Here is a 25,362-nt window from a genome sequence, read left to right as displayed (position 1 = left end):
TGTCCGGTGAGGGGCCGTCGCGCCGTACGGCGACGCGACGGCCCCGCCGGAGTCCGCTAGTGGCCGACCATCGCCTGGGCGAACGCCGACAGCCGAGCCCCCGCCGCGGTGCCGAGCCCGCTCAGCGCCGCGAGCTGCTCCGCAGTGAGCACGACGTCGGCGGCCGCGACGTTCTCGGCCAGGTGCGTGCGGCGGGTCGTGCCCGGAATGGCATGCACGTCGTCGCCCTGCGCCAGCACCCAGGCGATCGCCACCTGGGCCGGAGTGCATCCGGCCGCGCCGGCGATGTCGCGGATCCGGTCGACCAGCGCCAGGTTGTGATCGAGGTTGCCGACGGCGAACCGCGGATGGTTCAGCCGGTTGTCGCTGTCGGCGAGGCCCGCCGTGGACTGGATCGTGCCTGTGAGCAGTCCGCGCCCGACCGGCGAGTACGCCACGATCCGGATGCCCAGCTCCCGGCACACCGGCAGCACCTCGTCCTCGATGTCGCGGCTGAACAGCGAGTACTCGATCTGCAGCGCGCTGATCGGGTGCACGGCGTGCGCCCGCCGGATCGTCTCCGCGCCGACCTCCGACAGTCCCAGGTGGCGGACCTTGCCCTGGGTTACCAGGTCCGCCATCGCCGCGACGGTGTCCTCGATCGGGACGTCGGGGTTGCGCCGGTGCAGGTAGAACAGGTCGATCACGTCGACGCCGAGGCGGCGCAGCGAGTTCTCGCAGGACTGGCGCGCCCAGCCGGGGCTGGAGTCGACCCGGTGCACGCCGCCGTCGCGGCGGATGGCGAACTTGGTGGCCAGGAAGACCCGGTCGCGGTTGCCGGGCAGGAACCGCGCCAGCAGCTCCTCGTTGCGGCCGTCGCCGTAGGACGCCGACGTGTCGAAATGCGCCACGCCCAGCTCCAGCGCGTGGTGCAAGGTGGCCAGCGACTCGTCCTGGTCGGCCGGGCCGTAGTTGCTGCTCATGCCCATGCAGCCCAGGCCGAGCGCCGGGACGGCCGGCCCGGCGGGGTCAATCAGTCTGCTCTGCATCAAGGTACCCCCGATATCTGGTGATCTTCCGGTCGATGACGGCCAGGTCGCGCTCCAGCTCGCTGATCTGGCGCAGCACCGTCGTACGGTGCTGTTCCAGCAGCTCCAGCCGATCCCGGCGGTTGTGGGTGCCCGCGCGGACCAGCTCGATGTAGCGGAGCATCTCCCGCACCGGCATGCCGGTGGCACGCATCTTGGTCAGCAGGTCGAGCCGCTCGACGTCGCGCAGCCGGTAGCGGCGCCGCCCCGCATGGTCACGCGGGATCGGGTCCAGCAGCCCGACCTGCTCATACCAGCGCAGCGTGTAAGCCGTCAGCCCCGTCTTGGCCGCAACCTCGCCGACCGAAAGCCCTTCCTCCATGCCGTCCAGCCTCGCAGTTGGAGCGCACTCGAAGTCAAGCCGCCCACCGCGACCAGCCTCAGGTGCCGTCAGGGTCCGAGGCTCAGAACCACGGCCCGGTTCGAACGTCGAGCGCCATGATCGCCGCGTCGTCCCATCCGGCGTCGAGCAGGAAATCGACGGCGGCGACGTGGGTATCGCAGGGAAACTTCGCGTGGCAGTTGAGACATCGTGGGCCGCCGGGGTAGTCGATCGCGCAATGCGTTCGTACTGCGTGCGCGGCGGCTGCCTCGTCCGTCCCGATCGGCTTCGGCGTGTTCATCGCCTTGCCCCCAACCGAGCGAGCACGCGGGCTGTCCCTGCGGTCATCAGCGGAGCGCCGAAGACTGCCGCCTCGATGTCGCAGACAAGGATCTTCGCTCGCTGCCGTCCCGCTCGTACGCGAGGCAGCGAGCACAACGCGACGAATATCCGCTGAGCCGCCTCCGGTGTGGTCGCGGAAACCGCCTCCACGATTTCCTCAGGGTGGACGTTCTCGTCGCGCCGATTCCCGTCGGCGATCGGTCGCACAGTGGTCAGCACGATGATGAAGGTGCGCTCGGCCATTGATTCACGATCCAATCGGTCGGTGACCAGGGCGCGCGACGTACGCACGGGTGCGGTCGTGTCGCAGTCGCGCGCCCTGCCACCTGACGCCGCCGTCCCGATGACACCAGCGCCAGGCTCGACATCGATCGTGTCCGCAGGCGGCCTGATGGAACACTGCATCGACCGGGCGTATCTGCGGCAATCCATTGCGGCGGCGGGCACGACAGCGAACGATGGAACCCGATGGCTACCTCCGCGCGTCCCCAACCCGGTGCGGCGTCCCGACGCACCGCACTGATCCATCGCCGGACTGCTCAAGGGCTCTCTCAGGAGCACCTCGCCGAACAACTCGGCGTGGACCGGACGACGGTCGCCCGTTGGGAGTCGGGGACGAGCACACCTCAACCGTGGCAGCGCCCGAATCTCGCCCATGCCCTCGGCGTCACCCTGGCGGAGTGCGACGCGCTGCTCGTGCTCGCACCGTCGGCCGCGGTTGCTACTACTGTGCAGGCAGAACCCTCTGACCTGGGCGACGGTGAAGAGATGGATCGCAGAGACTTCCTGACGGCGACAGTGGCGAGCGCCGTCGACGTTCCGAGCTGGGCGGGCCTTGTCGATGCGCTCCTTCAGCCGTCGCAGGCGGAAACTCTGACACTGCACCAATTCGCGCTCGGCGTCAGGCAGGTGAAGACGGCCTACCAGGCATGCCGCTATCACGACGTGACCGCCAGGCTCACACGGCTTCTACCGGCCGTAGCGCCATCCCTAGCCGCGCTCGAAGGCCGGCGGCTCGACACCGGACACGTAATCGCGACGGATCTCTACCACGTGGCAGGAAGCGTGTTCCTCAAGCTCGGAGACCCTGCGGTCGCGTTGCTCGCTGCCGAACGCAGCGCGCAACACGCCGCCAGGAGCGGCGACCCGATCGCCGAAACGACCAGCGCACGCATCATGACCCATGCGCTGATGGCGAGCGGCTACAACACGAACGCCGTCGCGATCGGTACGGCCTCGGCCACCCGGCTCGACCGAGCCACCGGCCTCAGCGGGGACGATGCTTTGTCGGCGTTCGGCGCACTTCTTCTCCGCTCCGCCACCGCTGCCGGCCGGGCTCAGGACCGCGACACAGCCGAGGCGATCCTTGACGAGGCAGAGCACGCGGGCGAGAGGCTCGGCCATGACGGCAACGACCGTTGGACCGGGTTCGGGCCGACCAACGTCCAGCAGCACCGAGTGCACGTGACGCTTACCTTCGGCGATGCCGGCACGGCCGTCGAACTCGCCAGGAAGATCCCACTGGACAAGATCAAAATTGCCGAGCGTCGAGCGTCTCTGTTCCTCGATGTCGCGAAGGCGTACACGATGTGGGGTCGGCACGAACAGGGACTCAACGCCCTGCGTGCTGCACTGAAGACCGCTCCGGAGGAGATCACTGCACGGCCTGCAGCCGCACGGCTCATCACGGATCTCGCCGCGCTGGCACGAGGTCATACCCGGGCGCGTGTTGTCGATTTCGCTGGGCAGGTTGGTATTCGTCTGTGACGGACAAGCACCTCAACCTCGTCCTGTGCGGCGCGGGGCCAGCGGCCGACGCCGCCGTCCTCATCCGCCTCGCACAGGAGCAATCGTGGACCGTGATGGTCGCAGCCACGAGGGCGGCGCTGAACTTCATCGACACCGCGGAACTGGAACAACTGTCGGGCAACCCCGTCCGCACCGACTACGGGAACCCTCCGGGCTCACAGCGGAAGGTGGCACCGATCAATGCCCTGATCATTGCTCCAGCCACCTACAACACGATCAACAAACTCGCGCTGGGCATCGCCGATACGTATGTCCTCACCTCCGTCTCAGAGATCATCGGTCGACGGGTGCCCACCGTGATCGTTCCTTTCGTGAATGCCGCGCTCGCCGCACGAAGGCCCTTCGTCGCCTCAGTCGAAAGCCTCAGGCAGGAGGGCGTCGCCGTTGTCCTGGGCCAGTCGAGTTCATGGCTGCCGCACGAGCCTGGAACGGGGCGCTTGCAGCAGAAACGCTTTCCTTGGGAGGCTGCGCTGAAGCAAGTCGACCGCGGTGGCGGCGTAGGTCACCCGAGGAAGTAGGTTCTCGCGGACCATGAACCCGGCTCGCCAGAGGTGCATGGCCCATGGAGATCTGAGTGCCGGTTGAACCGACCGCCACAGGCTCAGCCCAACCGGCGGCGCACCAGTTCCTGGAGCGCGGCCAGTTCCGCGTCGAGGGCGGCGACACCCTGCGGGGTGATGGCGACCCAGGTGCGCGCCCGCCGCCCGTGGTAGCCCTTCTCCGTGCGCACCAGCCCAGCCTCTTCCAGCACGGCGAGGTGCCGGGAGAGGTTGCCCGCGGTGAGCTCCAGGGCGTCGCGCAGGTAGCCGACCTCGACCCGCTCGGCCTCCGCGGCGATGGTGAGGATGCCGAGGCGGTGGCGCTGGTGCACGACATCGTCGAGGGCGTTGGTCGGGAACGGCGGCCGCTCGGCCTCGTCGGCGTCGCTCATGCGGGCCGCCGCCGGAGCAACGCGGCCGCACATCCCCCGGCCAGCAGCACCACGACCGGCAGCAAGGCCGCGACGAGGAAGGTGAACCGGCCCAGCAGTCCCACGACCGCGTACGCGTCGACACGGAACGCGACGCTGACCAGCACCAGCACGGCCACGTAGAGCACGACCGTCACCGTCAGCGCCCGGCTGCGCTCCAGCCGCGCCAGCACCGCCAAGCCCACGCCGATGACCAGGTGCGGGAACATCCCGCGGCTGTTGACCGCCATCAGCTCGGAGGTGAACCAGACCGCGAGGTCGTGGACCGGACCGGAGACGTTGGAGTACAACACGTCCAGCACGAGCGTGAGGGTCAGCGCGGCGACCGTGCCGGCCAGCCCGGCGAGCACGTAGCCGCGGACCGGGGACTGCAGGCCGACCTGCTGTCCCCGCCAGCGGTACCAGGCGAGGCTGACCAGGTAGCCGGCGATCAGCGCGGCGAGCCAGTACCAGCCCAGCGCGACGGCGTCGTCCAGCACGTCGCCGCCGAGCCGGGCGAGTATGGGCACCTGTTGCGGCGCCACCATTTCGGCGGGTGTTTCCGCCATCACGTAGAACGGCAGCGCCACCGCCCCGAGCAGGCCGAACAGCAGCAACGGCAGCCAGTGCGCGTGGCGCGCGGCGCGGGTGCGACGGCGCAGTGCGTCCAGTTCGGCGAGCACGTCGGCCGGTGAGCCGGGGACGGCAGAGTCCGGTGACACTGGGTGCCTCCAAGGGGTAAGCAAGCACGGCTACTGCATCAGCAATAGCTTTGCATCACAAACCAATTTGCACAATTGTTACAGGCCCGGCAGCGCGCTGGCCCACCGCTCCGGACTCACTCGCTCGCACCCTGCCCCCGCGCGCCGGGACATGGCAGTATGGCGGCACCCGTCACACACCCCGTTCACCCCGCGGCTGGGAGCAACCATGGACAACGCCATCGACCACGCTCCCCTGCACCACGACGGCGACAGCGGCATCGGGGTCGTGGTCTGCCACGGCTTCACCGGCTCGCCGCACAGCATGCGGCCCTGGGCCCGCCACCTCGCCGAGCAGGGCTGGTCGGTCCGCCTGCCGCTGCTGCCCGGCCACGGCACCAGCTGGCGCGACGCCAACCGCACCACTTGGCAGGACTGGTACACCGAGGTCGAGCGCGCGGTCACCGATCTGCGCCGGCACTGCACGTCGGTGTACGCCGTCGGCCTGTCGATGGGCGGCACCCTCGCGCTGCGGCTCGCCCAGCAGCACCCCGACCTGGCCGGCGTCGTGCTGGTCAACCCCGCCGTCACGATGCTGCGCTGGGACGCGAAGCTGCTGCCCGTGCTGGGCCTGGTCGTGCCGTCGGTGCCGGCGATCGGCAACGACATCGCCAAGCCCGGCATCGACGAGGGCGCCTACCCTCGTACGCCGGTGCGGGCCGCGGCGTCGCTGCGCCGCTTCCAGGCGGTGGTCCGCGCCGATCTGCCCAAGGTCGCCCAGCCGGTGCTGCTGTACCACTCCGCCAACGACCACGTCGTGGAGCCCGTCAACAGCGAGATCGTGCTGAAGGGCATCACGTCGGCGGATGTGCAGGAGGTCGTCCTGCAGGACAGCTACCACGTGGCGACGCTGGACCACGACGCGCCGCGCATCTTCGACGGCAGCGTGGCCTTCATCCAGCGCCTGAGCAGCTGACCCGCCGGGGTCACGCCAGCTCGCGGCCGGGGCCGCCGCCGTGCGGCGGCAGCCCCGTCCCCCGATTTCAGCGCGCGGTTCCGGCGCGGCGTTTGGCGAAGACGTCGAACGCGACGGCGGCCAGCAGCACCAGGCCCTTGAAGAGCATCACCTGCTCGCTCGGCGCGCCGATCAGGGACATGCCGTTGTTGATGACGCCCATGATGAGCCCGCCGGTGATCGCGCCGACGACACGGCCGACGCCGCCCTGCACGGCGGCCCCGCCGATGAACGCGGCGGCGATGGCGTCGAGTTCGAAGCCGTTGCCGGCGGTCGGCCCGGCCTGGTTGAGCCGCCCGGCGAAGACGATGCCCGCGATCGACGCGAGCACGCCCATGTTGACGAACAGCCAGAACGTGACCGACTTGACCTTGATGCCGGACAGGGTGGCCGCGTTGAAGTTGCCGCCGATGGCGTAGATGTGGCGGCCGAACACGACCCGGTCGGTGAGCAGGGAGTACGCCAGGACCAGCGCGGCCAGCAGCACCAGCACCCACGGCAGGTTCTTGAACCGGGCCAGCTGGACGATGACGGTCATCACGACGACGGCGGCGATGGCGAGCTTGGTGACGAACAGCGCGGTCGGTTCGACGCTCTGGCCGTAGCGCACGCGCCCGGCACGGGCGCGCCACTGCGTGATCACGATGCCGGCGACGAACGCGACACCGAGCAGCAGGGTGAGCAGGTCGGCCCCGTCGAGCGGCCCGAGGCCGATGTTGCCCAGGTAGGTCGGCATGAAGCCGTTGGCGATGGTGCGGACCTCGTCGGGGAACGGGCCGATGCCCTGGTTGCCGAGCACGGCGAGGGTCAGCGCCCGGAACACGAGCATGCCGGCCAGGGTCACGATGAACGCGGGGATGCCGAAGTACGCGACCCAGTAGCCCTGCCAGGCGCCGATCAGGCCGCCGCAGATCAGCGTGATCAGGATCGCCAGCGGCCAGGGCACATCGTTGTTGACCATGAGTACGGCGGAGATGGCGCCGGTGACGGCGACGACCGACCCGGCGGACAGGTCGATGTGCCCGGCGATGATGATCAGGATCATGCCGATGGCGAGGATCAGGATGTAGGAGTTCTGCACCACGAGGTTGGAGATGTTCTGCGGCGCGAGCAGGTCTCCGTCGGTGAGGATCGAGAACAGCGCGATGATGAGCGCGAACGCGATGTAGATGCCGTTCTGGCGCAGGTTCGCCGAGAAGAGCCGACCGCCGAACCGGTCCGGTGCCTTGAGCACCGCAGGTTCGCTCGCGGTCGTCTCCGGCACCGCGGTGCTCGGGCCGGTCGTCGGGCCGACACTGGTCATGGTGGTTACTGCTCCTTCACCTTGGTCATGAACTGCATGAGCCGCTCCGGGGTGGCCTGCTCGCGGGTGACCTGGCCGGTGATCCGGCCGGCGGACATCGCGTAGATGCGGTCGCAGACACCCAGCAGCTCAGGCAGTTCGGAGGAGATGACCAGCACGGCTTTGCCCTGGTCGGCCATGTGGTTGATGATCGAGTAGATCTCGTACTTGGCACCCACGTCGATGCCGCGGGTGGGTTCGTCGAGGATGAGCACGTCGGCGTCGGTGAACAGCCACTTCGACAGCACGACCTTCTGCTGGTTGCCGCCGCTGAGCTTGCCGGTGACCGCCGAGACGTTCGGGGCCTTGATGTTCATGCCGGCCCGGAAGCCGTCGGCGACGCGGTACTCCTCGTTGTCGTGGATCCAGCCCCGGGTGGCGAGCTTGTTCAGCCCCGCCGCCGACACGTTGCGTTTGATGTCCTCGATCAGGTTGAGGCCGTAGCGTTTGCGGTCCTCCGTGGCGTACGCGATGCCGTGGCGGATCGCATCGCCCACGGTCTTCAGCCGGATCTCGCGGCCGTCCTTGAAGATCCGGCCGGAGATGCCGATGCCGTAGCTGCGGCCGAAGACGCTCATGGCGAGCTCGGTGCGGCCGGCGCCCATCAGCCCGGCCAGGCCGACGATCTCGCCGCGGCGCAGGCTGAGGTTCGCGCCGGAGACCACGACCCGGCCGTGCTGGGTGGGGCTGTGCACGGTCCAGTCCTCGATGCGCAGCACCTCCTCGCCGATGCGGGGCTCGTGTTCGGGGAAGCGGTGCTCCAGGTCGCGGCCGACCATGCCGGCGATGATGCGGTCCTCGGTGACGTCGGCGGTCATGTCGAGCGTCTCGATGGTCCGGCCGTCGCGCAGGATCGTCGTGGAGTCGGCGATCGCCTGGATCTCGTTGAGCTTGTGCGAGATGATCACGCAGGTGATGCCCTGGTCGCGCAGGCCGCGCAGCAGGTCGAGCAGGTGCGCGGAGTCGTCGTCGTTCAGCGCCGCGGTCGGCTCGTCGAGGATCAGCAGGCGCACCCGCTTGGACAGCGCCTTGGCGATCTCGACCAGCTGCTGCTTGCCGACGCCGAGATCCATCGCGGGCGTGGTCGGGTTCTCGTGCAACCCCACGCGCTGCATCAGTTCGGCGGCTTCCGCATTGGTGCGGTTCCAGTTCACGACGCCGCGCGGGGCGCGCTCGTTGCCGAGGAAGATGTTCTCCGCGATCGACAGGTTCGGGCACAGTGCCAGCTCCTGGTGGATGATCACGACGCCGAGGCGTTCGCTGTCGCGGATGCCGCCGAACCGGCACGGCTGGCCGTCGAGGGTGATCTCACCGGTGTAGTCGCCGTGTGGGTGGACCCCCGACAGGACCTTCATCAGGGTGGACTTGCCGGCGCCGTTCTCGCCGCAGATCGCGTGGATCTCCCCGCGGCGGACCGTGAGGTTCACGTCGTCGAGGGCGGTGACCCCCGGGAACGTCTTGGTGATGTGACGCATCTGCAGGATCACGTCGGTCAAGGTCGGCCTCCTCCGGTGGGGCGGGACGCCCGTCCGGCCGGGTTGACCGGCCGGACGGGCGCGCGGCAGCTACTTGAGCTGGTCCGCGGTGTAGTAGCCGGTGTCGATCAGCGTCGCCTTGTAGTTGTCCTTGTAGACGACGATCGGCTCGAGCAGGAAGGACGGGACGACCTTGTTGCCGTTGTCGTAGTCCTTGGTGTTGTTGACTTCCGGCTTGCCGCCCTTGAGCACGGCGTCGGCCATCTTCACGGTGACCTTCGCCAGCTCCCGGGTGTCCTTGTAGATCGTGGCGTACTGCTCACCCGCGATGATCGACTTGACGGAGGCGACCTCGGCGTCCTGCCCGGTCACGACCGGGTAGGGCTGGTTGGCGGTGCCGTAGCCGCTGCTCTTGAGCGCGGAGAGGATGCCGATGGACAGGCCGTCGTACGGCGACAGCACGCCCTGCACCTTGTCGCCCTTGGCGTAGGTCTTGGTCAGCAGGTCTTCCATGCGCTTCTGCGCGGTCGCCGGGTCCCAGCGCAGGATCGCGACGGTCTTGAACTCGGTCTCCTTGCTCTTGACGACCAGCGTGCCCTTGTCCAGGTACGGCTTGAGGGTGTCCATGGCGCCGTTGAAGAAGAAGGTCGCGTTGTTGTCGTCGGGCGAGCCGGCGAACAGCTCGATGTTGAACGGGCCCTTGGCGGTGCCCTCGGAGCCGTCCGCCTTCTTCAGCCCCAGGCCCACCAGCAGCGAGGTCGCCTGCTGCACGCCGACCTTGTAGTTGTCGAACGTGGCGTAGTAGTCCACGTTGGGCGAGTTGCGGATCAGGCGGTCGTAGGCGATGACCGGGATCTTCTTGTCGGCCGCCTGCTGCAGCTGGGTGGTGATCGCCGTGCCGTCGATCGAGGCGATGATCAGCAGCTTCGCGCCCCTGGTGATCTGGTTCTCGATCTGGTTGACCTGGGTCGGGATGTCGTTCTCGGCGTACTGCAGGTCGACCTTGTAGCCCAGTGCCTCGAGCTGGGACTTGACGTTGTCGCCGTCATGGATCCACCGCTCGGAGGACTTGGTCGGCATCGTCACGCCGACCAGCGCGCCCTCGGTGCCACCGGCCTGCTCCTGGTCAGTGGTCTTGGTGCTCGAACCGCAGGCGGCGAGGCTGGTGGCCACGATCAGGCCCAGCGCGGCGGCGGCCAGTCTTGCGATCTTCATGTCGCTCCTTCTCCCGACGGGAACGGCCCGCCGGCCGCCAGGTCAGGCGGCAGGCTGTGAGCGCTCACAATCTTTTTCGGTAACCCGCGACTTTCGCAGATTACGGGCTTGTGAACGCTCACATAATTCGACGATTGCGGGCCAAGGTCAATGGACGTCAGGTCACGGTTGGATTACGGCCGAGGTCCTGGGAGGCATACATCCTGATGGGTTTCGGAAGGCGTCGACCGCGCCTGAGCCACGGGATGAACACTCCAGGCTCAACAGTGGGCATATAGGATGAACAATCATCAAATAGGCGCGGGCTGGCCGAGGCCAGGACCGAGCGCGGAGGAGCGGGTCATGGCCCCGACATCGCCCGATCGCCAGGTCGCGACCGGAACCGTACTGTTCACCCTGGCGTGCGGCCAGTTCCTGATGACGCTCGACAGCTCCGTCATGAACGTGTCGATCGCGACGGTCGCCGAGGACGTGGGCACCACCGTCACCGGCATCCAGACCGCGATCACGATGTACACCCTCGTCATGGCCGCGCTGATGATCACCGGCGGGAAGATCGGCCAGATCATCAGCTTCAAGCGCGCCTTCGCGATCGGTTGCGTGATCTACGGAGTGGGATCCCTGACCACCGCCCTGGCTCCGAACCTCACCGTGCTGTTCATCGGCTGGTCGGTGCTCGAAGGCGTGGGCGCCGCGCTCATCCTGCCCGCCATCGTGGCGCTGGTCGCGTCCAACTTCGACCGCGTCCAACGCCCCCGCGCGTACGGCCTGGTCGCCGCGTTCGGCGCGATCGCCGTCGCGGTCGGACCGCTGATCGGCGGCCTGCTCACCACGTACGCCTCCTGGCGGTGGGTCTTCGCCGGCGAGGTCATCGTGGTCCTGGGCATCCTGCTGCTGACCCGCCGGATGCGGGACCTGCCGCCCGACCGCGCCACCAAGCTGGACATCGGCGGCACCGTCCTGTCGGGCCTGGGCCTGGTGTTGATCGTCTTCGGCATCCTGCGCGGCGGCACCTGGGGCTTCGTCAACCCCAAGCCCGGCGGGCCGGCGTGGCTCGGCCTGTCCCCGGTGTTCTGGCTCGTCATCGCCGGCGGCCTCGTGCTGCGCTGGTTCCTGTCCCGCGAGCGCGCACGCCTGCGCCGGGGACAGCCGGTGCTGCTGGACCCGGCCCTGCTCGACAACCGGCTGCTCCGCGGCGGCCTCAACTCGTTCCTGTTCCAGTACCTGCTCCAGGCGGGCCTGTTCTTCACCGTCCCGCTCTACCTGTCGGTGGCCCTGGGCCTGTCGGCGATCGAGACCGGGCTGCGCATCCTTCCCCTGTCGGTGACGCTGCTGCTCGCGGCCGTGGGCGTGCCCAAGTTCCTCCCGAACGCGTCCCCCCGGCGCGTGGTGCAGGTCGGTTTCGTGGCCCTGTTCGCCGGCATCGTCGCGCTCGCCGCCGCACTGGAGGTCGGCGCCGGTCCGGCGATCGTCACCGGGCCGCTGCTGCTGGCCGGGCTCGGCGTCGGCGCACTGGCATCCCAGCTGGGCAGCGTCACCGTGTCGGCGGTGCCCGACGAGCGCAGCGCCGAAGTCGGCGGGCTGCAGAACACCGTGACCAACCTGGGCGCCTCGATCGGCACCGCGCTGGCCGGCGCGGTGCTCATCTCCGGGCTGACCACGTCGTTCCTGACCGGCGTCCAGGCCAATCCGGCCATCCCCGCCGACGTGTCCGCACAGGCCCAGGTGCAGCTGGCGGCAGGCATCCCGTTCCTGTCGAACGAGCAGCTGGCCGCGGCGCTCGCCGACGCCGGCGTGGCCCCGTCCACCGCGGCCGCCGCCGTGGCGCAGAACGAGCAGTCCCGGCTCGACGGCCTGCGCGCGGCGCTGGGCCTGCTCGCGCTGATCGCGCTGGCCGCACTCTTCCTCACCCGCGGCATTCCCGACCGCCAGCCGGGCACACCTGACCCGACTCCCCCGCCTCCGGCTTGAGCACGGTCGCCGACCGCACCAAGGTCACTCGACTTGCCTGGCACCTGCGGGAATGGACCTTCAAGATACGCACGAATGCCGGGCACGTCGGACGATCATGCGACGGCCTCAGGCGTGAACCCGGGCCGCCGACAGGTCACGCAGCTCGTCCAGCACGATGCGAGCGGCCGCGGTCAGCGCCGACCGGCCGCGCACGGCCGCGTACACCTGGCGGGTCAGTGGTTCCCGCAGCGCGCGGGTCGCCACCCGGTATCTGCCGTCGACTGCCAGCTCGGGCAGCAGTGACACGGACAGCCCTGCTTCGACGTGCGCCAGCAACAGCTCGTAGCTGCTGAAACGACCGGCCACGATCGGCTCGAAGCCGGCCTGCCGGCAGCTGCTCGACACCAGGCGGGACAGGTACGTCCCGGGCAGGTCCACCGACCAGGCCGCCGCGGCGAAGTCGGCCAGGTCCACGGGCGCGTCCGGCCCCGCCTGATCCTGCGACGTCACCAGCACGATGGCGTCGGCGAGCAGCGGGATGGTGTGCACGTCGGGGTCCAGGGGCGCCGATCCGTCGCTGAAGTCCGCGGTCACGATGACGTCGCAGTCGCCGCGGCGCAGGGCCGGCTGGCTGTCCTGCGGGTCGAGCTCGCTCACCTCCAGCTCGATGCGCGGGTGCGTCCGCCGCAGCCGGGCGGCGAGCGGGATGACCAGGGTCCGGACGGCGCTGGAGAACGCGGCCAGGCGCACCGGCCCCGCCGGCTGTCCGGACAGGTCGCGCAGGTCTGCCTCGGCCGCCTTGACCTGGTCGAGGATCACCCGGGCGTGCCGCGCCAGGGTGCGCCCGGCCGCCGTGAGCCGCACCCGGCGGCCGACCCGCTGCAGCAGCTCGGCTCGGGTCTCCGCCTCCAGCACCGCGAGCTGCGCGGACACCGCCGACGGACTCAGGTGCAGCGCCGCCGCGACGGCCCGCACCGTGCCGAGGCTGTCCAGGAGATGGAGCATCTCCAGGCGGGAGGTGTTCAGCCGCATCGGACCCCCTTGTGCGCAGATGACGCACAGGCTAGTCGCACCTCGGAGCTTTTCGCGCACAGCGACGGTCCATATCGTGAGGGCATGACGCTGACGAGCGAGCAGGCGACCGCCGAGCAGTTCTGGTCCGACGCGGAGCGCCACCTGGTGCGGTACGGCGGCCCGTTCACCCCGGAGATCATCGAGCGGTCGGTGGGGAGCTTCGTGTACACCGCCGACGGCCGCCGGATCCTCGACTTCACCTCGGGCCAGATGAGCGCCATCCTCGGCCACTGCCATCCGGCGATCGTGGCGACGGTGCAGCGGCAGGTCGCGAGCCTGGACCACCTGTTCAGCGGCATGCTGTCGCGCCCGGTGGTGGACCTGGCGCGCCGGCTCGCCGAGTCGCTGCCCGCGCCGCTGGACAAGGTGCTGCTGCTGACGACCGGGGCCGAGTCGAACGAGGCGGCCATCCGCATGGCCAAGCTCGTCACCGGCAAGCACGAGATCGTCGCGTTCGCCCGGTCGTGGCACGGCATGACCGGCGCCGCGGCCGCCGCGACGTACAGCGCGGGCCATCAGGGCTACGGGCCGACGGCCCCCGGCAACTTCGCGATCCCGACGCCCAATGCGTACCGTCCCGACTTCACCACCGCCGACGGCGCGTTCGACTGGCGGCGGCAGCTCGACCACGGGTTCGCCATGATCGACGCGCAGTCGTCAGGCAGCCTCGCGGCCTGCATCGTCGAGCCGATCCTCAGCTCCGGCGGCGTCATCGAACCACCACCGGGCTACTTCGCCGCGCTGGCCGCCAAGTGCCGCGAGCGCGGCATGCTGCTGATCGTCGACGAGGCGCAGACCGGGCTCTGCCGCACCGGCGACTGGTACGCCTTCCAGCGCGACGGCATCGTGCCCGACATCCTCACCCTGTCCAAGACCCTCGGCGCGGGGCTGCCGCTGGCTGCCGTGATCACCAGCGCGGAGATCGAGCAGCGGGCCCACGAGCGCGGCTACCTGTTCTACACCACGCACGTGTCGGACCCGCTCGTCGCCGCCGTCGGCAACACCGTGCTCGACGTCCTGCAGTCCGAGCAGCTGGATCTGCGGGCACGGGAGCTGGGCACGTTCCTGCGCGACGGGCTGCTGCAGCTCCAGCAGCGGCACGAGGTCGTGGGCGACGTGCGCGGCCGAGGGCTGATGCAGGGCCTCGAACTCGTCGTCGACCGCAAGACCAAGGAAGGCGCGGACGTGCTGGGCGCGCAGGTCACCCGCCGCTGCCTGGAGCTCGGCCTGCACCTGAACGTGGTCCAGCTGGCCGGCATGGGCGGCACGTTCCGCATCGCGCCACCGCTGACCGCGACGCGGGACGAACTGGCCCTCGGCCTGGAGATCCTCGACCAGGCCCTCGGTGAGACCACGAAGGTGGCCTGACCGCGCCGAATCGTGGTGCGTCGATTCCGGACAGCAGGAAGAGGCGATGCTGCCTGCGGGCACAGCGGGCCGACCACCGACATCGGGGTCCGCCCGCTGCGGCCGGGTTATTCGAGAGCCGCGCGCAGCAGGTCGTAGGTGGGGGCGAGGCGGCGCAGGGCGGCCGCCGCGACCGGGAAGTCCTTGGTGACCACGGGGTGTTGCAGCGAGCCGACGAGCCGGGCCTGCTCCGCGGCGATCACGGCGGCCTTGTCGTATCCGGCCGTCCGCAGGCAGTCGGCGGTGTCGCTGAGCCGGCGCGCGCCGACCCGGATCGCGAAGTACATGAGGTGCTCGCGCAGCCCGTCCCCGGCCCCGGCCTCGACCAGCTCGGCGACCCGCTCGGCGGCCGCGCCGTTGCCGAGGCTGCCGGGCGGCATCGGAACGTCGGCGCGCATGGACAGCCAGTCGATCGCGGCCGGGATGGTCGACCGGATCGCGTCGGCGTCGCTGACGTCGGCGACCTTCACGAAGTCGGTGCGCATCGTGTACGGCTCGCCATAGCTGATCGTCTCGGCCCGCCAGGCCGTCATGAAGTCGCCGACCGGCACCTCGGCATACGGGAAGCCGTGCGGATCGTGCACGAGCACCCGCTCGTCGTCGACATCCAGCGCGACCACGAAGTGATCGGCCCCGATCGGGCCCGTCATCTCGGGCTGGTGGCGCAGGTGTCCCATCTCGACCGGGCCGACCCACACCGGCCCTTGCCGAACCGCCGCCGTGAGGCGGGCCAGCGCCGCGTCGGCGTCGCCGCCCTTGCTGACCGTCGATGTCCACCCGATCGCCGACAGCGCCCGGTCGAACCCCTGCTCGGGGTCCCACCCGTAGGCGTCGAAGAACACCAGCGTGCCGCCGATGAGCTGCATGCCGAACGGGCCGCCGGTGGTGACCTCGATGACCGCGGTCGACGGCGACCGCTCGCCGAGCAGCATGGCGAACGAGTTGGCGTAGCAGTAGGGACCGCTGCCCACGTAGGGAAGGTGGCGCACGGGAAACCTCTCGGTCAGTGGACGGTGACCGGATACGCGACGTCGAACCGCGTGCCGGTGCCGGGATAGATCTCGTAGGGGTGGCCGGTGCAGACGACGCCGGGGTGGGCGTCGGTCCAGGCCTCGACGGCGTCGTAGACGCGCAGGACCAGGGGCAGGTCCTCGTGGCCGGGCGGCACGGGCAGGTACACCGCGGTGTGTGCGGGCACCAGGCGGAGGTGCAGGTCGTCGACGGGTTCGACGCTGCCGTCGCAGGCGACCGCCGCCTCCACGTACCCGTAGCTGTCAGGGGTGATCAGGTCCTCGAAGAACACGAAGCGACGGCCGTCCGCGGGCCGGCCGGAGGCCCGCAGGTGAGCGCGGATGTCCTGCTCGGCGGTGTGGAGGAAGTCGGGCAGCGCGGTCGAGTCGATCCGGTGTCGGCGGCCCAGCACCTTCACCGCCGGCACGTCCCGCATCGCCACGGCGGCGGCGAGCCCGGTGTCGGCGGACGACCCCTGCACCGCCTCGACGACCGCCGCCCGGTCGTCGAGCAGGCTGCGCTGGGAGTGCAGCCATCCGCGCAGTTCCAGCGCCCTGTCCTGCGGGGTCAGGTCGGCCAGCACGGCGATCCGGGCCAGCGGCAGCCCCAATCGGCGCAGCCGGGCGACCAGGCGGGCACGGGGCAGCTGGTCGGGGCTGTAGTAGCGGTATCCGGTCGCCGGGTCCACCCACGCGGGCGGGAGCAGGCCCTGCTCGGCGTACAGGCGCAGCGCCTTCGGCGACAGCCGCGCCGCCGCCCCGAACTCTCCCGCCAGCAGATGTTCCCGTGCCACCCGGCCAGTCTGCGGCGCGCCCTTGGGGCGAGGTCAAGCGGTCTTCCTGACCAAGCCCAGCGCCTCCTCCCGGCTGAGTGCCCGCCCGCGCCCGAACGCCGCCGTGTACGCCGCCGCCCCGATCAACTCCAGCGTCGGCTGGGCCACGCGCGCCACGTCCGCGCCCGCGGTGAGCCGCGCTCCGTGCACGGCGCGGGCCGCTCCGAGCAGCAGCGCCGCCCGGGCGCCGTCCCCTTCCTGCAGGGCGGCGCCGGCGAGCCCGGTGACCGCGTCGGCGGCGAGCAGGTAGTTGCCGCGGTCGACCGCCGCGTCGAGGACGGTGTGGTGGTACTCGGCGGCTTCTTCGGGACGGCCGGTGGATACGGCGATCCAGCCCAGGCCGCGCAGGACCTTGAGGCGGATGAGGCCCGCGTCCTCGCCGCCGACGGCCGCCAGCGCGAGTTCGTAGCGGCGGGTCGCTTCGGCCAGGTCGCCTTGGAGGCGGACGACGTCCCCGAAGCCCTGGTGGAGTTCGGCGAGCAGGCCGGGGCGACCGGTGCGGGCGGCGGTCTCGGTGGCGCGCTGGAGGTCGGCGCGGGCGGCGGGCAGGTCCCCGGCGAGCATGCGGACCTTGGCACGGCGGCAGAGCAGGTCCGTGAGCGCCTCGGTGGAGGAGAGCTGTTCGGCGGCGTCGACGGCCTGGCTCATGAGGGAGACGGTGCGGGGCCAGTCGCCGCGCCAGGCGGCCAGTTCGGCCAGCGAGTCGAGGGCGTTGGTCGTACCCCAGCGGTCGCCGACGGCGCGGAAGCCTTCGAGCGCCTGGTCGAGTGCCTCCTTGGCCTCGGGAGCCTCGCCGCGGACCACATGCCGTTGCCCGCGATGAAGGTGCGCGGTGGCCTGTGCCCAGGGGTCCGCGGCGACCGGGCGGTCCGGGTCGGGGCACAGCACCGCCGTGCCCGGCCAGCGCGGCGGCGCGTCCGAGGGCATACGGGTCGCGGCTGCCGGCTGCTCCACCACCACCGGGTCCGGGGCCGCGATGGCGTTGGCGACGCACAGGGCGTATTCCTCGGCCAGGTCGCCTGGTGCCGTGTCGCCCAGTTGGGAAATCAGCTCGGCGGACAGTGCCGCCCCTTCGCGGCGGAGCCCGCGCAGATACCAGTACCAGGACATCGCCGCGCCCATCCGCAGCGCGAGCCGCGGCTCGGTGTGCCCGGTCCAGCGCAGCGCGGCCCGCAGGTCGTCGTTCTCGGCGGCCAGCCGGTCCAGCCACTCCAGCTGCCCGGAGCCGCGCAGGTGCGGGTCGGCGGTCTCGGTGAGTTCACGGAAATGCACGGCATGCGCCCCGCGTACGGCGGCGTCCTCACCTGCTTCGGCGAGGTGTTCGGCGCAGAAGGCGCGGATCGTCTGCAGCATCCGGTATCGGCCGCCGGAATAGTCCACGAAGGACTTCTCGGTGAGCCCGGCGAGCAGATCGGGAACGTCCAGCGCCGGCAGTCCGCACACCGCGGTGGCCGAGGCGACGGTCGCGCCGCCGGCGAACACGCTCAACCGCCGGGCGAGGGTCTGCTCGGCCGGGTCGAGCAGGTCCCAGCTCCACTCGGCCACCGCCCGCAGCGTCTGGTGCCGGGGCGCGGCGGTGCGGCTGCCGCGGGACAGGAGCCGGAACCGGTCGGCGAGCCCGGCGGCGACCTCGGCGAGGGTGAGCGAACGCAGCCGCGCCGCGGCCAGCTCGATGGCCAGCGGGAGCCCGTCGAGTTCGGTGCAGATGCGGATGACGTCGTCGATGCCGTCGCCGTCGACGCGGAAATCCGGCCGTACGGTGCGGGCCCGGTCGGCGAACAGGCGCACCGCAGGGCAGCCGAACCGTTCGGGCAGGGCCGCGTCCGCCGGGGCCACGGCCAGCTGCCCGAGCGCGAACAGCGTCTCCCCGGTCAGTCCCAGTGACTCGCGGCTGGTGGCGAGGATCCGCAGCCCGGGGCACGCGGCGAGCAACCGGTGAGTGAGCCGGGCGGTGTCGTCGACGATGTGCTCGCAGTTGTCCAAAATGATCAGGAGCCGCCGGTCGGCGAGCGCGGTGACCAGGTGCGCCTCGGCGGCGGGTGGTCCGGCGGCCGTGGGCAGCAGGCCCGGTTCGTTCAGGCTGAGCGCCGCGGTGAGGGTCTGGGCGAGCAGGCGGGCGTCGGTCAGCGGCGCGAGCTCGACGAAGGCGACCTCGCCGTCCATCGCGGCGGCAGCCTCGATCGCGAGCCGGGTCTTGCCCGTGCCGCCGGGGCCGGTGAGGGTCACCAGCCGTTCGTGCGTGAGCAGGTCGGTCAGCCGGGCGATCTCCTCGTCGCGGCCGACGAAGCTGGTCAGCTGTGCGGGCACCCGCCGTGGTCCCGGCGACGCTCCTTCGCGGAGGATGGCCAGGTGCACGGCGGTCAGCTCGGGCGAGGGGTCGGCGCCGAGTTCCGCGGCCAGTGCGCGGCGGGTCCGTTCGTGGAGTTCGAGCGCCAGTGCCTGCTGGCCGGAGGCGTAGAGGGCGCGCATGAGCAGCGCGCAGGCCCGTTCGCGGAGGGGATGCGCGGCCAGCAGATCGGACAGTTCCGCCACGGTGGTGACCTGCTCACCGCGAGCGAGGCTCGCCTCGGCATGGTCCTCGATCGCGGTGAGGCGCTGTTGGACGAGGCGGGCGAAGTGCGCGGTGAGGAACTCGGCATCGGCGAGTGGGGGCCGGTCCCCTCCCCGCCACAGTTCCAGGGCCCGCGCCAGCAGGGCTTGGGCGGTGGCGGGATCGGTGGCCAGGATCCGGCGTCCCTCACCGGCGAGGCGGGTGAACAGGTGCGCGTCGACCGCGTCCGGGTCGACGGCGATGCGGTAGCCGCCCGGGCTGGATTCGATGACGGCCCCGGTGTCGCGCAGCACGCGCCGCAGCCGCGACACCTGTCCGTGCAGTGCATTGGCCGCGTCGGCGCCCTGGCTGTCCGCGTACAGCGCCTCGATCAGCCGGTCGGTGCTGACGGTCCGCCCGGCCTCCAGCAGCAGGAGCGCGAGCACGGCCTGGCGTTTCGCGCCGCTGATGGCGACGGCGGTGCCGTCGGGGCGGCGTACCTCGACCGGGCCCAGGACGCCGAACGGCGTGGCTGCCGAGGGATTCGCGAACATCGTGGCCACCTGGGTCCTCGGCGACGGGGGGACCGCCATAGTAAAGCCCCTTTCCCGGGGCTCCCCCATGATCCCTACCGCGTTACAACTCGCGAGACGGCTCTTGACAACACATTAGCTTTGTTCCAAAACTATGTGCGCCACTGGCGGACACGGCTGGAGTCGAGATGACAATCGTGATCATCGGCGGGGGCATCGGCGGGCTCACCGCCGCGCTGAGCCTGCGCCAGGCCGGATTCCGCGACATCCGCGTGTTCGATCGCGTCGCCGAGCTGCGCCCCCTGGGCGTCGGCATCAACCTGCTCCCCCACGCCGTCCGCGAGCTGACCGAGCTGGGTCTCGGCGACCGCGTCGCCGAACTCGGCACGGCCCCGGGCACCCTGGCCTACTTCAACCGTTTCGGCCAGCCGATCTGGAGCGAGCCGCGCGGCCTGGACGCCGGCTACCGCTGGCCGCAGCTGTCGGTGTACCGCGGACGCCTGCAACTCGCCCTGCTGGACGCGGTCCGCGAGCGCCTGGGCGCGGACACCGTCCGGCCCGGACACCGGCTCACCGCGGTCGGGCACGGCCCGCACACCGACGTCGCGATCTTCGACACGGCCGACGGCGAGGTCCGCGTCGAGGCCGGACTCGTCATCGGGGCCGACGGCATCCACTCCGCGCTGCGCCGCCAGCACCACCCCGACGAGGGCGACCCCGTCTGGAACGGGCTGACCCTGTGGCGGGGCACCGCCACGATCCCGGCCTACCTCGACGGACGCACCATGATCATGGCGGGGGACGGCGAGCAGAAGTTCGTCGCCTACCCGGTCGGCGCGCCCGACGCCACGGGACACGCACGCGTCAACTTCATCGCCGAACGCCGCACCGGCGCCACCGGCGGCGTGACCGCCGACTGGAACCGCGCCGTCGACCCCGCCCCGGTCCTCGACCTGTTCCGCGACTGGCGCTTCGGCTGGCTCGACGTGCCCGCCGTCATCGCGGCCGCCGACGAGATCCTCGAATACCCGATGGTCGACCGCGACCCGATCGACCGGTGGACCCACGGGCACTCGACCCTGCTCGGCGACGCCGCACACCCCATGTACCCCAACGGCTCCAACGGCGCCTCCCAGGCGATCCTCGACGCGCGCACGCTCGCCTACCACCTCGCCACCGCGCCCACGACCGCACAGGCGCTCGCCGCGTACGAGGCAGACCGCCGCCCCGCCACCACCGCGCTCGTGCTGAGCAACCGCCGCCAGGGCCCCGAGCAGGTCATGGTCCTCGCCCACGAACGAGCCCCCGAGGGTTTCCGCGACATCCACGACGTCATCCCGGCCGACGAACTCGCCGAGATCGCCACCGGCTACAAGCGGGCCGCCGGATTCCACCCCGACGCCCTCAACACCCGCCCCTCACTGACCCCGCCGGACCCGGCGCGATGAGCACCCTGGACCCGGCACACCTGGCAGCGGTCATCTCCCCGCTGCGGCGCACGCTGCTGGCCGCCGCACGCGCCGCCGAGGACCTGCCCGAGATCCCCGACGCGCAGATCGAGATCATCCGCGCCCTGCCCGCCGGCGTCGTCACGACACCCGGCGAACTCGCCACCCGCCTCGGCATGAGCCGCCCCACCGTCAGCAACCTGCTGCGCACCATGGAGGCCGCGGGCCTCATCACCCGCACCCAGCGCGCCGACGACCGCCGCCACGTCACCGTCGCCGCCTCCGCCAAAGCCCTCGACCTGTTCGACCGTTTCGACCGCGCCAGCGCCCAGCTCATCGCGGCGGCCGCGGCCACGCTGCCCGCCGCCGACCGCGACGCGCTCGCCGCTGCGGTCCCGGCACTGGAACGGCTCCGCGCCGCGCTCGCCGCACACCGGCTGGACCCGTCCCCCTCTACCCCCGAGGACACGCCATGACCACGCTTGGCCAGCGGCTCTCCCGATGGATGCAAGCCCGCATGATCAAAGGGGTCGTGCCCGGGCGCTACGAGATCACGGTCCGCAAGGACCTGCGTGTGCCCATGGACGACGGCACCGAACTGCTCGCCGACCTGATCACCCCCGTCGGCGAGGTCCGGCCGCCCCTGCCGACCGTCGTCATGCGCGGACCGTACGGCCGCCGCAGCACCGACACCCAGGCCCGCGCGCTCGCCCGCGAGGGATTCACCGTGCTGGCCCAGCGCTGCCGCGGCACCTGGGGCTCGGGCGGCGTGTTCCACCCGCAGGTCGACGAGCAGCGCGACGGCATGGCGACCCACCGCTGGGTGCGGCAGCAGCCGTGGTTCACCGGATCGGTCGCCACCTACGGGCCCAGCTACCTCGGCTACACCCAGTGGGCAGTGGCCGGGCGGATGCAGCGCGAGGACCCCGCCAACGCCCCCGACGCGCTCTGCCTCATCACGACCATGCCCGACTTCGGTGCCATCACCTGGGACAACGGCGCGTTCTCGTTGCGCAACGCGCTCGGCTGGACGCAGATGATGGACCGCATGGCCAAGCGGCGCTTCCTCCCGCTGATCCTGGCCATGCTTCGCCCCGACCCCAAGCTCACCAAGGCGTTCGGCGTGCTCCCGCTCAGCGCCGGCGACACCGTCGCCACGGACGGCCCGGTCGGCTGGTACCAGGACTGGGTCGCCCACGAGCGGCTCACCGACGAGTACTGGACGCAGCAGTCGCACACGGCCTCCGTGCCCGACGTCACCGCACCCGTCTACATGATCACTGGCTGGTACGACATCTTCCTGCCCTGGCAGCTGCGCAACCACGCCCAGCTCGCCGCCGCCGGACGGCCGCCCCGCCTGACCATCGGCCCCTGGGGGCACGTGTCGGCGGGCATGGGCGGGCCGGCGCTGTCCGAGTCCGTCGCCTTCCTCAAGGAGCACCTCGCGAACGGGCCGAACACTCGGGTCACGCCCGTGCGCGCTTTCCTCACCGGCGCGGAGCAGTGGCACGACCTGCCCGAATGGCCGCCACCCGGCGCGACCTCGCAGCCCTGGCACCTGCACGGATCCGGCCTGCTCAGCCAAGCAGCGCCCGACGGCGGCGTCACCCACTACACCTACGACCCCGACAACCCCACCCCCGCCGTCGGCGGACCGAGCCTGCAGCCGAACTCCGGCCCCCTCGACAACGCCGCCCACGAACGCCGCGACGACGTCACCGTGTTCCGCACCGACCCGCTGGACGCCGCGACCGTACTGGCCGGGGAGCCGGTGGCCCGCATCCGGTTCCGCTCCTCGCAGCCCAGCACGGACCTGTTCGTCCGCATCTGCGACGTGCACCCCGACGGCCGCTCCATGACCGTCTGCGACGGCATCCGCCGCATGGGTGGGATCGCCGCGGCCGACCCCGAGCTCGACGACGACGGCTTCCGCGAGGTCGAGGTGCGACTGTGGCCCGCGTTCCACCAGTTCGCGGCCGGCCACCGGATCGGCGTGCAGATCAGCTCCGGAGCCCATCCGCGGTATGCCCGCAACCCCGGCACCGGCGAACCCGCCGCGGTCGCGGCGACCACCCAGCGGGCTGAGCAGGAGATCTCCCACGCCACGGCCCGCGCCTCGCAAATCGACCTGCCGGTGTGGCAGCCGTGACCGCGCCGACACCGGCCCTTGAGCACGCGTTCGACGTCGAGGTCCAGCTCGGACCGCTGGAGGACCACGGGGTGACCCGGGCCGGACACCGCCGCGTCGTGCCGATCGTCGGCGGGCGGGTCCGCGGGCTGTTCGACGCGGAGATCCTGCCCGGCGGCGCGGACTGGCAGCTGGTACGCGCCGACGGGGCCATCGAGATCGACACTCGCTACTCGGCCCGTACGGCCGTCGGCGAGCACGTCTACCTGCGCACGTTCGGCGTCCGCAGCGGGCCGCCCGAGGTCCTCGGAGCCCTGCTGCACGACGACCCGGTGGACCCGTCCGAGTACTACTTCCGCATCGGCGTCCGCCTGGAGACCTCCGCGCCCCGCCTCGCCCTGCTCGAGCAGTCGGTGTTCGTCGCCTCCGCGATCCGCGAAGCCGACCGCGTCCGCTACACCGCCTACCGGGTCACCTGACCTGCCGGTCCACGGTCAGGCCGTTCAGTCATTCGGTACGCCCAGCGAGGCCGCCTTGCGCAACAGCACTGAGCGTTCGCGCTGGTTGGCGCATAGCCGGGCCGCCAGCTCCAGCTCGGCGCGCGCCTCCGCTCGCCGCCCGAGCCGGGCCAGCAGCTCGCCGCGTACGGTCGGCACCAGGTGCGAACCGGGGAGCCGGTTCGACGCGATCAGCGCGTCCACGATGGCCAGAGCCTGCGCCGGGCCCGAGGCCATGGCCACGGCGACGGCCCGGTTGAGTTCGACCACCGGCGAGGGCGCGATCCGGTCGAGCGCCTCGTAGAGCACCACGATCCGGTCCCAGTCGGTCGCCTCGACGGAGGGCGCCGACGCGTGGACGGCGGCGATCGCCGCCTGCAGGCCGTAGGGGCCGAGCCCGCGAGTCGACGCCCTGGCCAGCGCGGCCAGCCCACGGCGGATCGCCGAGAAGTCCCACCGCCGCCGGTCCTGGTCGGCCAGCAGGATCGGCGCACCGTCCGGGGAGGTCCGGGCCGGGAAGCGCGAGGCCGTCAGCTCGCACAAAGCAAGCAGGCCGTGCACCTCCGGCTCGTCCGGCTGTAGCGCGGCCAGCGTGCGGGCCAGCCGGATCGCCTCGTACGCGACGTCGGGGCGCAGCAACCGGTCGCCGGACGTGGCCGTCGACCCCTCGGTGAAGATCACGTAGATGACGCTGAGCACGCCGCCCAGCCGCTCCCGGCGCTCGCCGACCGGCGGCAGCTCGAACGGCACCCCTGCCGCCGCGATCGTCTTCTTGGCCCGGGTGATGCGGGCCTGCACGGTCGGCACGGGCACCAGGAACGCGCGGGCGATCTCCTCGCTGGACAGGCCCGCGACCACGCGCAGGGTCAACGCCACCCGGGCCTCCGGGGAGAGCACCGGGTGGCAGCTGACGAACATCAGCGCCAGGACGTCGTCGACGATCGGGTCGGGGTCGACGTCCTCGTCGAAGGTCGAGTCGACCGCCGTGTCGGCCGCCAGCAGGGCATATCGATCCCGCAGGGCGGCCCGGCGGCGGATCGCGTCGATCGCCCGCCGACGGGCGGTGGCCATCAGCCAGCCGGCCGGATTCGCCGGCGAGGCGAGCGGCCATGCTACGAGCGCGTCGGCCACCGCCTCCTGGGCCGCGTCCTCGGCCAGCCCGAAATCGCCGGTGAACCGGGTCAGCGCGGCGACGATCCGGGCCGACTCGATCCGCCAGACGGCCTCGACCTCAGCCGTGCCCATCAGGTCCGGCCGTCGCGCCCGGGTCCGGCCCGGTCCTTGACGATCACTTGTCGACCTGCGGGACCTCGTCGCCTTCGGGCACCCGCCGGACCTCGACCTTGGCTCCGCGGGGCGCCGGGACCCGCTTGGCCCACTCGACCGCCTCCTGTTTCGAGGCGACATCGAGCAGGAAGAAGCCCCCGAACAGTTCCTTGGTCTCCCCGTACGGCCCGTCCGTGACCACCGGGGCCTCGCCGCTGAAGTCGACCACGACACCCTTGCCCGGATCGTCCAGCCCTTCGGCCGCGACGTAGACGCCGGCCTTGAACAGGTCCTCGATGAACTGGCGGGACCTGGCGATCATCTCGTCGATGTCGGCCATCATGGCCGCGTTCGACTCGTCGGTGCCCCGCATGATCAGCATGTACTTCGACAACGCATTCTCCCTGTCCGGCGGGCCGCCTCTCGGCTCTCGCACCCTCACGTCG

General features: G+C 71.1%; 24 protein-coding genes. 9 read left to right on the top strand and 15 right to left on the bottom strand.

All coding sequences use genetic code 11. The features are described from left to right. Positions 1-56: 56 nt before the first annotated feature. The 4 genes from F9C41_RS24760 to F9C41_RS24745 all read right to left on the bottom strand — a co-directional run bounded on the left by F9C41_RS24760 (position 57) and on the right by F9C41_RS24745 (position 1,974). On the bottom strand, positions 57-1,028 hold the full coding sequence (locus tag F9C41_RS24760; RefSeq protein ID WP_155389228.1) for an aldo/keto reductase: 972 nt from the start codon (positions 1,026-1,028) through the stop codon (positions 57-59). Next, positions 1,009-1,389 (bottom strand): MerR family transcriptional regulator, encoded by a 381-nt coding sequence (locus tag F9C41_RS24755; protein ID WP_155389227.1) that lies wholly within the window; start codon positions 1,387-1,389, stop codon positions 1,009-1,011. Before F9C41_RS24755 ends, F9C41_RS24760 begins: the two co-directional genes overlap by 20 nt. 82 nt (positions 1,390-1,471) lie before the next feature. Next, the gene (locus tag F9C41_RS40805) at positions 1,472-1,690 is read right to left on the bottom strand and encodes a hypothetical protein (protein ID WP_196279924.1); all 219 of its coding nucleotides are present in this window, start codon (positions 1,688-1,690) and stop codon (positions 1,472-1,474) included. After that, positions 1,687-1,974, bottom strand: coding sequence for a hypothetical protein (locus tag F9C41_RS24745; RefSeq protein ID WP_196279923.1), 288 nt, complete (start codon positions 1,972-1,974; stop codon positions 1,687-1,689). Before F9C41_RS24745 ends, F9C41_RS40805 begins: the two co-directional genes overlap by 4 nt. A gap of 225 nt (positions 1,975-2,199) precedes the next feature. On the opposite strand from F9C41_RS24745, the gene F9C41_RS24740 reads away from it, so the two are divergent. Next, positions 2,200-3,498: a helix-turn-helix domain-containing protein gene (locus tag F9C41_RS24740; RefSeq protein ID WP_155389225.1), complete on the top strand. Its 1,299-nt coding sequence runs from the start codon at positions 2,200-2,202 to the stop codon at positions 3,496-3,498. After that, positions 3,495-4,058, top strand: a complete 564-nt coding sequence (locus tag F9C41_RS24735; protein ID WP_155389224.1) for a flavoprotein — start codon at positions 3,495-3,497, stop codon at positions 4,056-4,058. The genes F9C41_RS24740 and F9C41_RS24735 overlap by 4 nt, the downstream gene beginning before the upstream one ends. A gap of 83 nt (positions 4,059-4,141) precedes the next feature. Here the strand turns inward: F9C41_RS24735 and F9C41_RS24730 are convergent, their stop codons facing one another. Continuing rightward, positions 4,142-4,471, bottom strand: a complete 330-nt coding sequence (locus F9C41_RS24730; RefSeq protein WP_155389223.1) for a transcriptional regulator — start codon at positions 4,469-4,471, stop codon at positions 4,142-4,144. Continuing rightward, a complete protein-coding gene (locus F9C41_RS24725; protein ID WP_155389222.1) occupies positions 4,468-5,211 on the bottom strand; it encodes a hypothetical protein in 744 nt (247 codons plus the stop codon). Before F9C41_RS24725 ends, F9C41_RS24730 begins: the two co-directional genes overlap by 4 nt. A 208-nt stretch (positions 5,212-5,419) precedes the next feature. On the opposite strand from F9C41_RS24725, the gene F9C41_RS24720 reads away from it, so the two are divergent. Beyond that, a complete protein-coding gene (locus tag F9C41_RS24720) occupies positions 5,420-6,166 on the top strand; it encodes an alpha/beta hydrolase (RefSeq protein ID WP_155389221.1) in 747 nt (248 codons plus the stop codon). A gap of 67 nt (positions 6,167-6,233) precedes the next feature. Here F9C41_RS24720 and mmsB read toward each other — a convergent pair whose 3' ends face one another. The 3 genes from mmsB to chvE all read right to left on the bottom strand — a co-directional run bounded on the left by mmsB (position 6,234) and on the right by chvE (position 10,237). Further along, positions 6,234-7,508 (bottom strand): multiple monosaccharide ABC transporter permease, encoded by a 1,275-nt coding sequence (mmsB, locus tag F9C41_RS24715; RefSeq protein ID WP_155389220.1) that lies wholly within the window; start codon positions 7,506-7,508, stop codon positions 6,234-6,236. Between the two features lie 5 nt (positions 7,509-7,513). After that, the gene (mmsA, locus tag F9C41_RS24710) at positions 7,514-9,043 is read right to left on the bottom strand and encodes a multiple monosaccharide ABC transporter ATP-binding protein (RefSeq protein WP_155389219.1); all 1,530 of its coding nucleotides are present in this window, start codon (positions 9,041-9,043) and stop codon (positions 7,514-7,516) included. 69 nt (positions 9,044-9,112) lie between these two features. Beyond that, positions 9,113-10,237 (bottom strand): multiple monosaccharide ABC transporter substrate-binding protein, encoded by a 1,125-nt coding sequence (gene chvE / locus F9C41_RS24705; protein ID WP_155389218.1) that lies wholly within the window; start codon positions 10,235-10,237, stop codon positions 9,113-9,115. 342 nt (positions 10,238-10,579) lie between these two features. Here chvE and F9C41_RS24700 point away from each other — a divergent pair, with 342 nt between their 5' ends. Beyond that, positions 10,580-12,208, top strand: coding sequence for an MFS transporter (locus F9C41_RS24700; protein ID WP_155389217.1), 1,629 nt, complete (start codon positions 10,580-10,582; stop codon positions 12,206-12,208). A 108-nt stretch (positions 12,209-12,316) separates the two neighbouring features. Here F9C41_RS24700 and F9C41_RS24695 read toward each other — a convergent pair whose 3' ends face one another. Further along, on the bottom strand, positions 12,317-13,222 hold the full coding sequence (locus F9C41_RS24695) for a LysR family transcriptional regulator (protein WP_155389216.1): 906 nt from the start codon (positions 13,220-13,222) through the stop codon (positions 12,317-12,319). Positions 13,223-13,306: 84 nt separating this feature from the next. On the opposite strand from F9C41_RS24695, the gene F9C41_RS24690 reads away from it, so the two are divergent. Continuing rightward, positions 13,307-14,632: an aspartate aminotransferase family protein gene (locus F9C41_RS24690; protein WP_155389215.1), complete on the top strand. Its 1,326-nt coding sequence runs from the start codon at positions 13,307-13,309 to the stop codon at positions 14,630-14,632. Between the two features lie 107 nt (positions 14,633-14,739). Here the strand turns inward: F9C41_RS24690 and F9C41_RS24685 are convergent, their stop codons facing one another. The 3 genes from F9C41_RS24685 to F9C41_RS24675 are packed head-to-tail and all read right to left on the bottom strand — an operon-like array spanning position 14,740 to position 19,598. Continuing rightward, positions 14,740-15,642 carry a hypothetical protein gene (locus F9C41_RS24685; protein WP_230689982.1) on the bottom strand — a complete coding sequence of 301 codons (903 nt, stop codon included), beginning with the start codon at positions 15,640-15,642 and terminating at the stop codon, positions 14,740-14,742. Positions 15,643-15,674: 32 nt separating this feature from the next. After that, entirely contained in the window at positions 15,675-16,475 is an 801-nt protein-coding gene (locus F9C41_RS42055) for a MerR family transcriptional regulator (protein ID WP_155389213.1), read from the bottom strand. A gap of 33 nt (positions 16,476-16,508) precedes the next feature. Continuing rightward, entirely contained in the window at positions 16,509-19,598 is a 3,090-nt protein-coding gene (locus F9C41_RS24675; protein ID WP_155389212.1) for a BTAD domain-containing putative transcriptional regulator, read from the bottom strand. 167 nt (positions 19,599-19,765) lie between these two features. Between F9C41_RS24675 and F9C41_RS24670 the strand changes: the two genes are divergently transcribed. Genes F9C41_RS24670 through F9C41_RS24655 form a run of 4 tightly spaced genes read left to right on the top strand, consistent with a single transcriptional unit; the run spans position 19,766 to position 23,632 of the window. Then, positions 19,766-21,025, top strand: coding sequence for a flavin-dependent oxidoreductase (locus F9C41_RS24670; protein ID WP_155389211.1), 1,260 nt, complete (start codon positions 19,766-19,768; stop codon positions 21,023-21,025). Further along, positions 21,022-21,501 (top strand): MarR family winged helix-turn-helix transcriptional regulator, encoded by a 480-nt coding sequence (locus tag F9C41_RS24665; protein WP_155389210.1) that lies wholly within the window; start codon positions 21,022-21,024, stop codon positions 21,499-21,501. Before F9C41_RS24670 ends, F9C41_RS24665 begins: the two co-directional genes overlap by 4 nt. Next, positions 21,498-23,174 (top strand): CocE/NonD family hydrolase, encoded by a 1,677-nt coding sequence (locus tag F9C41_RS24660; RefSeq protein WP_155389209.1) that lies wholly within the window; start codon positions 21,498-21,500, stop codon positions 23,172-23,174. Before F9C41_RS24665 ends, F9C41_RS24660 begins: the two co-directional genes overlap by 4 nt. Then, entirely contained in the window at positions 23,171-23,632 is a 462-nt protein-coding gene (locus F9C41_RS24655; protein WP_155389208.1) for a DUF3237 domain-containing protein, read from the top strand. The genes F9C41_RS24660 and F9C41_RS24655 overlap by 4 nt, the downstream gene beginning before the upstream one ends. Before the next feature lie 24 nt (positions 23,633-23,656). Here F9C41_RS24655 and F9C41_RS24650 read toward each other — a convergent pair whose 3' ends face one another. Beyond that, complete coding sequence (locus F9C41_RS24650) at positions 23,657-24,895, bottom strand: RNA polymerase sigma factor (protein WP_155389207.1); 1,239 nt, start codon at positions 24,893-24,895, stop codon at positions 23,657-23,659. Positions 24,896-24,938: 43 nt separating this feature from the next. Next, positions 24,939-25,310 carry a YciI family protein gene (locus tag F9C41_RS24645; RefSeq protein ID WP_155389206.1) on the bottom strand — a complete coding sequence of 124 codons (372 nt, stop codon included), beginning with the start codon at positions 25,308-25,310 and terminating at the stop codon, positions 24,939-24,941. Positions 25,311-25,362 lie beyond the last annotated feature (52 nt).

It is taken from the genome of Catellatospora paridis (assembly GCF_009720365.1).
GTDB lineage: Bacteria > Actinomycetota > Actinomycetes > Mycobacteriales > Micromonosporaceae > Catellatospora > Catellatospora paridis.
The sequence above is the reverse complement of the archived record's forward strand: the minus strand, read 5'-3'. Positions and strand labels throughout refer to the sequence as shown.

Coding starts and splice junctions, on each gene's coding strand:
- F9C41_RS24675 (WP_155389212.1), bottom strand. CDS start 19,598: ATGTTCGCGAATCCCTCGGCAGCCACGCCGTTCGGCGTCCTGGGCCCG.
- F9C41_RS24670 (WP_155389211.1), top strand. CDS start 19,766: ATGACAATCGTGATCATCGGCGGGGGCATCGGCGGGCTCACCGCCGCG.
- F9C41_RS24760 (WP_155389228.1), bottom strand. CDS start 1,028: ATGCAGAGCAGACTGATTGACCCCGCCGGGCCGGCCGTCCCGGCGCTC.
- F9C41_RS40805 (WP_196279924.1), bottom strand. CDS start 1,690: ATGAACACGCCGAAGCCGATCGGGACGGACGAGGCAGCCGCCGCGCAC.
- F9C41_RS24720 (WP_155389221.1), top strand. CDS start 5,420: ATGGACAACGCCATCGACCACGCTCCCCTGCACCACGACGGCGACAGC.
- F9C41_RS24695 (WP_155389216.1), bottom strand. CDS start 13,222: ATGCGGCTGAACACCTCCCGCCTGGAGATGCTCCATCTCCTGGACAGC.
- mmsB (WP_155389220.1), bottom strand. CDS start 7,508: ATGACCAGTGTCGGCCCGACGACCGGCCCGAGCACCGCGGTGCCGGAG.
- F9C41_RS24755 (WP_155389227.1), bottom strand. CDS start 1,389: ATGGAGGAAGGGCTTTCGGTCGGCGAGGTTGCGGCCAAGACGGGGCTG.
- F9C41_RS24650 (WP_155389207.1), bottom strand. CDS start 24,895: ATGGGCACGGCTGAGGTCGAGGCCGTCTGGCGGATCGAGTCGGCCCGG.
- F9C41_RS24740 (WP_155389225.1), top strand. CDS start 2,200: ATGGCTACCTCCGCGCGTCCCCAACCCGGTGCGGCGTCCCGACGCACC.
- F9C41_RS24745 (WP_196279923.1), bottom strand. CDS start 1,974: ATGGCCGAGCGCACCTTCATCATCGTGCTGACCACTGTGCGACCGATC.
- F9C41_RS24660 (WP_155389209.1), top strand. CDS start 21,498: ATGACCACGCTTGGCCAGCGGCTCTCCCGATGGATGCAAGCCCGCATG.
- chvE (WP_155389218.1), bottom strand. CDS start 10,237: ATGAAGATCGCAAGACTGGCCGCCGCCGCGCTGGGCCTGATCGTGGCC.
- F9C41_RS24730 (WP_155389223.1), bottom strand. CDS start 4,471: ATGAGCGACGCCGACGAGGCCGAGCGGCCGCCGTTCCCGACCAACGCC.
- F9C41_RS24690 (WP_155389215.1), top strand. CDS start 13,307: ATGACGCTGACGAGCGAGCAGGCGACCGCCGAGCAGTTCTGGTCCGAC.
- F9C41_RS24700 (WP_155389217.1), top strand. CDS start 10,580: ATGGCCCCGACATCGCCCGATCGCCAGGTCGCGACCGGAACCGTACTG.
- F9C41_RS24665 (WP_155389210.1), top strand. CDS start 21,022: ATGAGCACCCTGGACCCGGCACACCTGGCAGCGGTCATCTCCCCGCTG.